At 42.1% G+C, this 12,652-nt stretch carries 9 protein-coding genes; 7 read left to right on the top strand and 2 right to left on the bottom strand.

Annotated elements, in window-relative coordinates:
• Nucleotides 1-74: 74 nt before the first annotated feature.
• A complete protein-coding gene (locus AAA970_RS01980) occupies nt 75-1,406 on the top strand; it encodes a dicarboxylate/amino acid:cation symporter (RefSeq protein WP_338235783.1) in 1,332 nt (443 codons plus the stop codon).
• An 84-nt stretch (nt 1,407-1,490) separates the two neighbouring features.
• Nucleotides 1,491-2,099, top strand: a complete 609-nt coding sequence (locus tag AAA970_RS01975; RefSeq protein ID WP_338235782.1) for a NifU family protein — start codon at nt 1,491-1,493, stop codon at nt 2,097-2,099.
• Between the two features lie 425 nt (nt 2,100-2,524).
• Here the strand turns inward: AAA970_RS01975 and AAA970_RS01970 are convergent, their stop codons facing one another.
• Nucleotides 2,525-4,567 carry a S9 family peptidase gene (locus AAA970_RS01970; RefSeq protein WP_338235781.1) on the bottom strand — a complete coding sequence of 681 codons (2,043 nt, stop codon included), beginning with the start codon at nt 4,565-4,567 and terminating at the stop codon, nt 2,525-2,527.
• Between the two features lie 723 nt (nt 4,568-5,290).
• Here AAA970_RS01970 and pyk point away from each other — a divergent pair.
• The 4 genes from pyk (at nt 5,291) to AAA970_RS01950 (ending at nt 10,391) form a co-directional block, all read left to right on the top strand.
• Complete coding sequence (gene pyk, locus AAA970_RS01965) at nt 5,291-6,709, top strand: pyruvate kinase (RefSeq protein WP_053406033.1); 1,419 nt, start codon at nt 5,291-5,293, stop codon at nt 6,707-6,709.
• Nucleotides 6,710-6,883: 174 nt separating this feature from the next.
• Nucleotides 6,884-8,851: a T9SS type B sorting domain-containing protein gene (locus tag AAA970_RS01960; RefSeq protein ID WP_338235780.1), complete on the top strand. Its 1,968-nt coding sequence runs from the start codon at nt 6,884-6,886 to the stop codon at nt 8,849-8,851.
• 123 nt (nt 8,852-8,974) lie between these two features.
• A complete protein-coding gene (locus tag AAA970_RS01955) occupies nt 8,975-9,313 on the top strand; it encodes a YbaB/EbfC family nucleoid-associated protein (RefSeq protein ID WP_053406947.1) in 339 nt (112 codons plus the stop codon).
• 67 nt (nt 9,314-9,380) lie between these two features.
• The gene (locus tag AAA970_RS01950) at nt 9,381-10,391 is read left to right on the top strand and encodes a glycosyltransferase family 2 protein (protein WP_338235779.1); all 1,011 of its coding nucleotides are present in this window, start codon (nt 9,381-9,383) and stop codon (nt 10,389-10,391) included.
• A gap of 13 nt (nt 10,392-10,404) precedes the next feature.
• Here AAA970_RS01950 and AAA970_RS01945 read toward each other — a convergent pair whose 3' ends face one another.
• On the bottom strand, nt 10,405-10,623 hold the full coding sequence (locus AAA970_RS01945) for a PspC domain-containing protein (RefSeq protein WP_072159071.1): 219 nt from the start codon (nt 10,621-10,623) through the stop codon (nt 10,405-10,407).
• 147 nt (nt 10,624-10,770) lie between these two features.
• Here AAA970_RS01945 and AAA970_RS01940 point away from each other — a divergent pair, with 147 nt between their 5' ends.
• Nucleotides 10,771-12,552 carry a tetratricopeptide repeat protein gene (locus AAA970_RS01940; RefSeq protein ID WP_053406036.1) on the top strand — a complete coding sequence of 594 codons (1,782 nt, stop codon included), beginning with the start codon at nt 10,771-10,773 and terminating at the stop codon, nt 12,550-12,552.
• The last annotated feature ends 100 nt before the right edge of the window (nt 12,553-12,652 follow it).

Below are 12,652 nucleotides of genomic sequence, written 5' to 3'. Positions count from 1 at the left end.
AAAATCAGCGTCCCTGAAAGGGCCTTGGTCTTTTTGAGGCATATTTATTAGTTATTACATTCCCCTTTTTTTAGATGTTCAAAAAAATCCCACTACATAGCCAGATCTTTTTAGGTTTAATTCTGGGCCTGGTCGTAGGCTTAACCTTTATTTTCACTAATGTTCCGCAATGGATCACCCTGGAGCTAATAAAGCCGATCGGTGAAATATTTGTGCGCGCACTGAAAATGGTAGCTGCGCCACTGGTCATTGCGTCTCTGATTTGCGGTATCGCTAACCTGAGTGATATTTCCAAGCTGAGCCGTATGGGCACCAAAACCATTGGTATTTATATCCTGACCACCACCTTTGCCATTACCATCGGTTTGGTCACTGTTAATTTACTACAGCCGGGTAAGCTAATTTCCCCTAAAACCCGCTCAGATATTGAAGCCAAATATTCACAGGATGTTAAGGCGAAAAAAGAACAGGCAGAAGAAGTTAAAGAACAATTGGTCTTGCAGCCATTAATTGAAATGGTACCGGAAAACTTTGTAAAAGCAGCTTCGGAAAACAGCCGGATGTTACAGGTAGTTTTCTTTGCCGTATTATTCGGTGTGGCTTTATTAAAAATTCCGGAAAATAAACGAAGCCCGGTAGTCGCCTTTTTTGATGGACTCAACCATGTGGTGCTCAAGATTATTGACTTTATCATGATCATTTCTCCATACGGGGTATTTTCTTTGATCTGTACTTTATTGGTGGAAGTGGCCGGAGATGATCCTAACAAGGTTTGGGGAATCCTCAAGTCTCTCGGTTTTTATGCGCTGACAGTTATCATCGGCTTGCTGATCATGGTATTGGTGGTATACCCCATGCTATTGAGGGTTTTTACCCGAAAAAATTTCAGTTATAAAGCATTCTTCAAAGGCATTGAAAGAGCTTTGCTTTTAGCTTTCAGCTCCAGCTCTTCTGCGGCAGCCCTTCCGATCACTATTGAGTGTGTAGAAAAAGAATTTGGGGTATCAGAAGAGGTGAGCTCCTTTGTTTTACCACTAGGCGCTACGATGAATATGGATGGCACTTCCCTTTATCAGGCAGTGGCGGCAGTATTTATCTCCCATGCTTTGGGTTATGATCTGAGCCTTGGTCAACAATTGACCATTGTTTTCACCGCCCTATTGGCCTCAATCGGCTCTGCGGCAGTTCCTGGCGCCGGACTGATAATGCTATTGATCATTTTGGAATCTATCGGAGTTCCTTCTGCCGGTTTGGCACTTGTTTTGGGCCCGGACAGAATTTTGGACATGTGCCGTACGGCTGTCAATGTAACTGGAGATGCGACCGTTTCCATGATTATTGCCACTACCGAAGGAGAAAAATTAAAAATACTGGAAGACAAAAAGGAAACGGTAGAAGTAGAATAAGTCAATGGCAATAAATGTCGGTGGCATAACCGATTAAGGCCAAAATATTGCTTAGATTTGTATTAAAATAGAACATTCATAACCATGGAAAATAACCAAGGATACGATCGCGATAAAATGTACGAAAAGGTGGTGACCATTTATTTGGAAGCCAACCCTAACCCTAATTCTTTGAAGTTTGTCACCAGTATGATGCTGGTGGATGGGATGGAACAATACGATTTTTCTGATATGGAAAATGCTGCCCCATGCCCATTAGCGCAGGAATTATTCGGTTTCCCATTTGTGGAGCGCGTTTTTATTAGTTCCAACTTCATTACCATTTCCAAATCTGCGGAGGTAAACTGGGAAGAAGTGCAGGGCGCATTAAAAGACCATATCATTGATTATTTACAATCCGGTAAAGTGCTTTTCTCCAAAGAAGCATTGGCCGCACAGGAAGTTTCCAAAGGGGAAGAAACTGAGATTGAAGCAAAAATCAAGATGATTTTGGATGAGTATATTCGTCCGGCTGTGGAATCAGATGGCGGTGCAATCACTTTCCATTCTTTCCAAAATGGCGTGGTAAAAGTATTATTACAAGGAGCGTGCTCAGGCTGCCCGTCTTCGACCATTACTTTGAAACAGGGTATTGAGAACTTATTGAAGCATCAGCTTCCGGAAGTTCAGTCCGTAGAGGCGGTAGGAGTTTAACCCGAATTATTCACCGCTAAATTAATCGGCTAAGCATTAGTGGTTTATTTTTAGTTCGTTTTAATTTATTTTCTTTAGTTTATAATTGTCCAAATTTGGACAAGCTTGCTTTCTCCTCATTCATCTGTTTTGTTGGAAAAAACTCGAAATAGGAAACTATTCCTTCATTTTTTCCGCCTTACAGCTAAACGAGGATTTAAGCCGGAATAATCCGGGTTAAAAAATATTTTGCTAAGAAAAATCCTCCCTGAACTTCATCAGGGAGGATTTTTTGTATTCAGCCATTTGCAAACTGCCGGGCCCGAATTTGGGCGAGCTTGCTTTCTCTTCTTTTTCAGCTTTGATGGGAAAAACTTGAAATAGGAAAAATCCCTCCATTACTCCCTCTAGCAGCTAAACAAAGACTTCAGCAGGAATAAATATGGCTAGTTATTGGTCATTCCCATTTGATCCAACAAGAAGGCATATTCTAAAGCCGTCTCTTTAAATTTTCGGAATCTACCGGAATTACCTCCATGCCCAGCCTCCATATTGGTATGCAATAAAATCGGATTATCATCTGTCTTTAGCTCCCGCAATTTGGCCACCCACTTAGTCGGCTCCCAGTATTGCACCTGCGAATCATGAAAACCGGAGGTCACTAAAACAGCTGGGTAAGCCTTGGCCTCCACATTATCATAAGGCGAATAAGACAACATATATTCGTAATAAACCTTATCGTTTGGATTTCCCCACTCCTCATATTCTCCAATCGTCAATGGGATGGACTCATCCATCATGGTCGTCACCACATCCACAAATGGTACAGCGGCAATCACTGACTTGAACAATTCAGGTCGCATATTCATCACAGCTCCCATTAACAAACCACCGGCCGAGCCTCCCATGGCAGACAATTTCTCCGGAGAAGTATATTGCGCTTCCACTAACCAATCTCCCGCGGCGCAAAAATCTTCAAAGGTATTCTTCTTCTTCAGAAATTTACCATCCTCATACCAGGCTCTGCCCAAAGTCTCTGATCCACGAATGTGCGCAATGGCATATACAAATCCACGATCCAGCAAACTTAAACGAACGGAGCTGAAAAAGGGATCAATGGAATAACCATAAGAACCGTAACCATAAAGCAGGGTCGGATTTTGTCCATCTTTCTTTAAGCCCTTTTTATATACAATGGACATGGGCACCATTTTACCATCATGCGAAGGGAAATTGACCCGCTCGCAGACATAGTCTTCCGGATTGTATCCCCCCACCACTTCTTGTTCCTTTTTCAGCTCTCTGGCTTTGGTTTTCATATTAAAATCAAAAACCGAGGATGGACGCGTCATAGAAGAATAGCCATAACGCAGAATTTCCGTATCAAAATCAAGATTAGAAGTGGTATAAGCGACATAGGCCGGTTCATCAAAAGGAATAAAATACTCTCCCTTGCCGTCCCAACGCTTCACGTTGATTTGAATCAAGCCCTCTTTACGCTCACTGACTACAAGGTAATCCTTGAAAATCTCAATATCCTCCAGCAGCACCTCCTCCCGGTGTGGAATCACCTCCACCCAGTTTTCCATACTTGTAGCGGTTTCGGGTGTCTTCATCAGGCGAAAATTTTTCGCTTCCAGATTGGTACGAATGTAAAAATGATCCTCATAGTGATCAATCCCATATTCCAGCAAAGGCTTTCTTTCCTGGAACATCCGGAATTCGCCTGTTGGATTATCTGCCTCTAAAATCTGAAATTCGGCAGAAGTAGTACTCGAAGAACCAATTACTAAATACTTCTTGGATTTCGTTTTGTAGATGAAAGTATCAAATAGTCCATCTTCCTCTTCATATACCAACACATCCTCGGACACCGGACGCCCCAATTCATGGCGGAATGTACGGTTAGCCCTGAGCGCCTCATCCTTCAGTGTATAGAAAAGCGTTTTATTATCATTGGCCCAGGTGATGTTGCCCACCGTTTCAGGAATACGATCCTCCAGAATCTCCCCTGTTTCCAGATTCTTAATACGGATATCATAATTCCGGCGACCAACGGTATCCTCGCTAAAAGCAATTAACTGCCTGTTGGTACTGATCTCCCAATCGCCCATGGCGTAATAGGAAGTACCCTCCGCCAATTCATTTTGATCCAACAAAATCTGCTCTTCGGCCTCCATACTCCCCTCTTTGCGGCAGTTTATCGCATATTCTTTCCCTTTTTCGTATCGGGTATAGTAATAATGCCCTTCAAAATAAACAGGTACGGAGCTATCATCCTGCTTAATTCTCCCAACAATTTCATTATATAAGGTTTCCTGAAGTCCCTCGGTGTGTTTCATCACCGCTTGGGTATAGTCGTTTTCTTGATTCAGATAATCCACCACTTCCTGATTCTCGCGATCACGCATCCAGTAGTAATCATCGGTGCGCTGATATCCGTGAGCTTCAAGAACCTGTGGTATTTTTTTGGCAACGGGTGCTTTCATAGGTGCCTCTTTTTTATTGTTCATACATCCCAATGAAAATGTCATCATCAGGAAAAGCCCAAAGGTCGTTCTTTTTGAAAAAATTATCATAGCATATTTTTAAGAATTAATACCTCCAACACATCACCTTCTGAAATTTTCAATAAAAAATATACGAAATATCAAAACCCCCACCTAAAAAGCCTGCCTAATAATCGAAAAATGACTAATAACATTATTAATTACCCGCAAAGCAGATATATGTCATTTGATAGTTTTAAAGTACTGTATTCCAAAAGGCAAATTCTTTGAAAATTAATATTCTCTCATCATCTTCTCATGGATTTTTATTATCAATTAAAGACAAAACCCCTCAATCCTATGTTAAAAACCAAACTACACCCCCTCCTCTTAATTACAATATTATCAATTTATTAAAGGTAAAATTGGCGTATTTTGCATATCCCATTAAAAAACAAGAGAAAGATTGACCTGATTGAAAATCAACTCTTTTTTACGCTGGGAATTAGGCGCTCAATCTTCTTTTATTTAAATTTGCACCGGTTTTAGAGCACCATCCATTTCAGGAAAATGGAGAAAAGTACAATCCTGATCAAAAAGGATTTAAAAAAAATCTCTAAATACCTCAATAGGCTTTACTTACCTCAAAAAAGTTAAAACCATAACCACCATTAGGATGGTTTAGCATACAGAAAAGCTGGAAACATTTAATAAAACATTTTTATGAAAAACACGAAAATCGTTGCTACGATCTCTGACCGTAAGTGTGATATTCCATTCTTGACAGAGATGTATAACCAAGGTATGAACGTTGTTCGTATCAACACTGCACACCAAACTTTCGACGACTCTATGCGCGTTGTTGAAAACGTTCGTGCTGTATCTGACAAAATCGGTATCTTGGTAGACACTAAAGGCCCAGAAATCAGAACAACAAAGATCGATGAAGAATTTCGTGTGAAGCCTGGTGATGAGGTATTCATGGCGGGTGATCCGGAAGGTATCTCAACTCGTGAGTTGGTATACGTTAACTACGCTGGTTTCGTAGAGGATGTACCTGCAGGTTCTCGCATCTTGATTGACGATGGTGATGTTGAATTCATCGTTAAAGAAAACCTAGGCGACAAATTGTTGTGTATTGCACAGAACTCTGGTCCTGTAAAGTCTAGAAAGTCTGTAAACATTCCTTCTGTACACGTGAAATTGCCTTCTATCACTGCAAAGGATAAAGGTTATATCGAGTGGGTAGCAGATAACAACATCGATTTCGTAGCACACTCTTTCGTACGTAACGCAGCTGACGTTATCGCAGTACAAGAGATTTTGGATGCTAAAGGATCTGATGCTAAAATCATCGCTAAAATCGAGAACCAGGAAGGTGTTGATAACATCGACGAAATCTTGGATCACGCACATTCGATCATGGTAGCACGTGGTGACTTGGCTGTTGAGATTCCTCAGGAGCGTATTCCAATCACTCAAAAAATGATCATCGACAAGTGTATCGCTCGTCGTAAGCCTGTAATCACTGCAACTCAAATGTTGCACACTATGATTGAGAACCCACGTCCAACTCGTGCGGAGATCTCTGACGTAGCGAACGCAGTTTACGATGGTACTGATGCGGTTATGCTTTCTGGTGAGTCTGCTTACGGTGACTACCCAATCGAGGCGGTAAAAACAATGGCTTCTATTGCTGAGGCAACTGAGAAATACGAAGGTTTCAAGAAAGACACTGAGTTTGTTGTATTGAACAACGACATCTCTGCATTCGTAGCAAAATCTGCTTACTATGCGTCTGAGAACTTGAACCCAGCGGCAATCATCACTGATTCTGCTAACGGTCGTACTCCTCGCGCTATCGCGGCTTACCGTCCAAAAACAGCTATCTTCGCCAAAGTTTACGATGAGCGCGTAATGCGTGAGTTGTCTTTGACTTACGGTGTTCACGCTTCTTTCTTGGCAAAAGGTGATGATTCTGATGCTTACATCAAAGAATCTTTGGCTGAGTTGAAAGAGAAGAACATGGTAGAGCAAGATGATCGTTTGGTAGTTGTAGGTGGTAACTTCGGTGACTTCCACGGTGCTTCTTTCTTGGAAGTAGCTACAGTTGAGAACATCGAGTCTAACTTGAAAAAATAATCCTTCGGGATTCACAATATTAAAGGCTGCCTTCGGGCAGCTTTTTTTTTAGCCTGATCTTCCGCAGTTGGCGCATTTCTGCTCGATTTCCTCCGCTCCTTAATTTTTTCTTGTTATTTTTCGAAGTAATATTCGTATCATTTCAATACAAGCCCCTGTAACCCACATTTTTCTTTGAAGCATTTCATTCTATATATTTTCTGTTTTATCCTCTTTCCTGTTGCCCTGAAAGCGCAAGTTCTTTCGGACAAAGAGTCTTTCAGTGTGGACAAAAATATCTTGTGTGCAGGAAGCAAATTAGTTATTCAGGATAACCCATTGGGAAATGATACCGGTGGGGCAGATGTGGTCATCAGCTATTATCAAGACGACTATACCATACTTGAAAATGCCATTTTCAGAGAATCAAATGGCGCCCCCAAGGCTTTTAAAGTGGGAGACCTTATCGGGGATGGACTTCACGGAGAAAATGACTTTAATCCACAAAAATCATTCACATTGATTCGAGTGAGACAGGCAGGGCCAGGAGGAACATTGGACATCGATTCCTTACAAATTTCCATCACCGTTGATCCTCCTCAATTCTCCATTTTTCAATGCCCCAACAGCACTGATAATGAGGTAGTGCTTTTTTTTGACGAAAGTCAAAAAGCGAATTTCAACCGAATCATTGTCGAAAGTCCCGTTGCAGACGAATTTTTACTGGAAGACACCCCCAGGAGATATGATAATTTCTCCGCCGGAGCTACCACCTTTACCATCAGGGGAGATTTTGGAGAGGTGGGAGACACCATGGATGATGCCTGTAAACGAGGGAGGGCCTCCAAAATCATCGAAGACAATTATGACATTCCCTCCCCGCAGGAGGTCAGCCTGAGTGTCACGGCACAATCCGAAACCGATGGAGCGATAGCCATCACTTTTAGCGGAGATACCGAACGATACCCTTACTTTTATGATCTCCCTGAGGAGGATCCGGTATTGGCGGTTAACAACACCATCCTGGGCGAGGACCTTAATACGCAAAGCTCCCTGAGCTTTTCACTCTATGCTTATGATTTCTGCGAATCTGAAAGCTATGGCGACATTCGCACACTTCATACTATTGCCTTAAATGCGGCATCTCAAAAAGGCTTTAACGAGGTGAAAAATACTTACGCGGGTACTGATAAACTGTCCCTTGAAAAAAATGGGGAGGACTTTCAGGAATTCGAGCCGAATGCCATTATAGAAGACAGGTCCGTTGACTGTGGCCTTTTATACCAGTATCAGGCACTGGCCACCAATGATAATGGTACTTCCCGTTCCGTCCTCAGCCCGGAAATTACCGGAAATTCCGATCAGGCCGCCACCATTCGTTATGTGGTAGCAACCGTTTCAGATGACGCAGAAATTGAAATTATGGGAGAAGAACCGGTTGCACAGGCTACTTATTATCTGGAAGTGGGCACAAATAAAGAAGAAAACACCGAACACCTGTTCTCCTTTGAAAACCTCAATCCTAATGAGCAAGCCCATTGCTTTACCTCCAGCCTGTTGGACGAATGTGATAATCTGTCTGTCCCCAAAAATTCCTGTACAATTTTCGCGGAGAGCGAACAACTTTCCGCCAAAAGGATGGCTTTTAAGTGGACAGATTATGTGGGTTTTTCTGTGGACGAATATGAGTTGTACTTACTGGATCAGGACTTTCAGCTGCTACAAAGCATTAATGCCGGCATATTTACACGCGATGAAATTAATTTGGAAGAAATCTCAGAGGAAACCACCTTTGCCCAAATTGCAGCCATCAATAATGCCGAGAATTTAACTGCCCTTTCCAACATCATCCCTATCGATTTTGAACCGATCATTCGCTTCCCTAACGCGTTTACGCCCGATGGGGATGGCCTGAATGATGTTTTCACCTATGTAGGCACCTCTCCTTTGGAAAAATTCGAAATGGTGATTTTTAACCGTTGGGGAGAAACCATATTCGCCCTCAGTGAAACCCAAAATATAGCGGGTGGCATCAGACCCGGCTGGAACGGCACCTACAAAAATGAAAAAGCGCCAGCTGGCACTTATTCTTATCGCGCCAAGCTGACTACCACTGATGGAAAAACACTGGATTTCAGCGGAATGCTCCAATTAATCCGATAAATAAGCTGACAGGCCATAAATAAGCACGAAATTTGTTAGCTTTAGGCAAATTTGGGGTCTGAAAATTCTTTTTTCACTTTTTTCAGCCCCTTTAACGATAGAACCAAAAATAAAAGCGATACTATGTTCGACATGATGAAAATGATGGGCAAAGTGAAAGAGGTGCAAGACCGTGTTCGCGAAGCTCAGGACCGCTTAGGAAATATTACAGTAGAAGGTGAATCCGGCGCCGGTATGGTAAAAGTTGTTGCCAACTGCAAAAAGCAAATTGTGAAACTGGACATTGATGATTCCCTTACCGGAGCGGAAAGCAAAACCATTCTTTCCGACCTTATCGTGGCAGCGGTCAACAACGCCATGGATAAAGCAGATGAAACGGCTCGCGAAGAAATCAAAAAAAGCACCGAAGGTATGATGCCGAACATTCCAGGCATGGACCTATCCAATATGTTTGGAGGATAATCCTATTAAATATTCTTAAAGAAACGGCCATGCGTCGTTTCTTCATTTTTTTCACGCGCTTCTTTTCATGACTGCATCTGTAGCCATTGTCATCCTCAACTATAACGGACGAACCTTCCTTAACAAATTCTTACCCAACGTACTTCAGCATGCCGAAGGCGCCGAGGTCATTGTGGCTGACAACCAGTCTACCGATGACTCTGTTGCTTTCATGCAAGCAACTTTTCCGCAGGTAAGACTGATCATTAATAAGGAAAACGGCGGGTTCGCCAAAGGCTATAATGATGCATTGAAGCACGTGGACGCGGACTATTACGTACTGCTCAATTCTGATGCAGAAGTAACAGCAGGCTGGCTCACGCCCATTATTTCCTTTATGGAGGAACACCCTAAAGTCGCTGCCTGCCAACCCAAAATAATGGCCTATCACAATCGGATAACTTTTGAATATGCCGGAGCGGCAGGGGGTTACATTGATTATTTAGGTTATCCTTTTTGCAGGGGAAGGCTGTTCGATACTTTAGAGGAGGATGAGCATCAGTATGATGATATTCGAAAGGTTTTTTGGGCAACAGGATGTTGTATGTTTTTGAGATCCAGGACCTTCCATGAATTCAATGGATTTGATGAGGACTATTTCGCCCATATGGAAGAGATCGATCTTTGCTGGAGGATGAACAATGCGGGCTACGAAGTGTTCTATCACGGAGAATCAAAAGTATATCATGTTGGTGGAGGAACTTTACCCAAATCAAACCCACGTAAAACCTACCTCAATTTCCGCAATTCACTCATTACCCTCTATAAAAACACGAGGCGCAGGCACCTTATACAAAAATTGTGTCTTCGATCCCTACTCGATGTGGTGGCCGCCACCAAATTCCTGTTTTTTGACTCGAGGGCCGACGCAATGGCCGTTTATCGAGCACAGTGGTACTTTTGGTCCCGATTACCCAAGTGGCAGTCCAAAAGAAAAAACCTTAAAAGAAGCAATAAGGCATGTTTGGATTTGATTCTTCCAAAATCGATTGTCCTTTTGTATTATTTAAAAGGTAAAAAAAGTTTTAAAGATTTGTGAAATTAATTTAAATTCAGGCATAAATTATTGGATTATTGTGCCTTCTTAAATTTCTGCGAATATTTTTCCAGAAAGCAAGGATAAGATAAAGCACTAATGGAGATCCAGCGGTAAGACAAGAAAGATACATAAAACTTAGTCGAACGCTGAAAACGGAAATCCCCATTTTTTGGGCGATGGAAGTGCAGACTCCAAATGCATAATCTTCTATGAAGTATTGTATTTTTTTCATTTTTTATTGGCTGATATCTAATGCGATATTCGGTTGGTAAAGATAAAAGTTACAATCAAGATGATTTTTTTTTACTATTATTGCAATAGTAAGCATATACCGATATTTTCGCACGAATGCAACCTTTATAATTAAACGAAGATAGAAATGAGAAAGCTTGTTTTTCCTGCCGCCGTACTAGGCGCCATGATGATGTCAGGTTGTTCTTTGAACAAAATGGCTAAAATGGCAAAAGACCAGGAATTGACAGTAACTCCGAACCCATTGGAGGTTCATGCAGATACTGTACAATTCGAAATGTCAGCAGTTTTGCCTGTTAAAATGTTAAAGCCAGGCCTAGAGTATCAGATGGAGCCATCTTACAATTACGGTGAGAAGTCTGAAACACTAAGCGCTGTCACTTTGAAAGGTGATGACTGGGCTGATAAAAAAGATCAGAACCCACGTTTGTCTGAGTCTTTCGCTTTTGCTTACAATGATGAAATGTCTTCTGGTGAGTTGGCGATCGCAGGTAAGGCTGTCGACCCTAAGAAGAATAAAATTAAGGAAGGTCCGGTTCTTCCAGTAGCTAAAGGTGTTATTACTACTTCTCAATTGGTAGAAGATGTATACGCTCCTGCTTACTTGTTCCACGGATACAACAACCAAGAGGAATTGATCCCAACAAACGTTGAGTTCTTCTTTACTCAGGGTTCTTCTGTATTGCGTTGGTCAGAGAAAACTTCTGAGCGTGGTAAGTTCTTGGATGCTTTCGTAGCAGACAAAAACGTAACCCGTACGGTAATCATTACTGGTACTCACTCACCAGAGGGTACTGAGCGCAATAACTCTCGCTTGGCGGAGAATCGTGCAACGGTAATCGAGAAAGAATACCGCAAATTGATGAAGCGTTACGACTACAAAGGCACTGCGGATTCTATCAAATTCGTATTGAAGCCAGTAGTAGACGATTGGGCGGAATTCAAAAAAGAATTGGAAGCTTATGATGGCGTAGACGCTTCAGTGAAGTCTGAATTGTTGTCTATCGTTAACGGTGCAGGTTCTTTCGAAGAGAAAGAGAAGCAAATGCAAAAAGTTAACGGATACCGCAAAGTATTCAAGGATGTTTATCCTAAGTTGCGTACTGCAAAAACTGAGATCCTGACTGTAAAAGAAAAGAAAACAGATGCAGAAATCGCTACTTTGTCTAAGCAAATCCAAAACAACAGTGTAAACGCTGATACTTTGAGCTTGGAAGAGTTAATGTACTCTGCTACTTTGACTCCTTCAGTTTCTGAGAAAGAAGCTATCTACGCTGCTGCCACTAAGAAAGCGGATAGCCACATTGCGCACAACAACTTGGGTGCTGCTTACTTGGCTTCAGCTGCTGAAGCAGAAGGTTCTGCTCGCGCTGAGATGGTAGAGAAAGCAATGACGCAGTTCGAATTGTCTAACCGCAAGCAAGAAACTGCTGAAGCTACTGCTAACATGGCGGTTGCTGCTTATTTGGCTGGTGACGACGTGAAAGCTTTCAACTTGATTGAGAAAGCTTACGCTATGGGTCTTGAGTCAGAAAACGCAAAATCTTTGGCTGGTGTGAAAGCTGCTTTGGAGATCAAGCGTGCAAAATATGCTGATGCTGTAGCTTCTTTGGCAAATGCTGATGACGCTGCTGCTAACCTTTACAACAAAGGTTTGGCTCAGCTATTGAACAAGCAATATGACGCTGCTGTAGTTTCTTTCCAGGAAGCTGCTGAGAAAGACAGCAACTTTGCTGCTGCATTCTATGGCGAAGCCATTGCTAACGCTCGTGCAGGTAAAGAAGATGCTGCTATCGCGGCTTTGAAGAAGTCAGTAGCTGCTGAGCCAGAGATGGCCAAAAAGGCGGTTAACGATTTAGAATTCTCTAAATTCTCTGCTTCTGAAGCATTCCGTAACGCATTGAAATAAGGCGAATTTTCGCTGTTTCAGCAATATTAACAAAGCCCTCAGCCATTCGGTTGAGGGTTTTTTATTATCAAAGGGAGAATATTTTTTTTTCATTCCATTT

Origin of the sequence: Persicobacter diffluens (genome assembly GCF_036244895.1) — a bacterium.
Classification (GTDB): Bacteria; Bacteroidota; Bacteroidia; order Cytophagales; family Cyclobacteriaceae; genus Persicobacter; species Persicobacter diffluens.
This window is presented reverse-complemented; position numbering and strand designations above follow the sequence as displayed.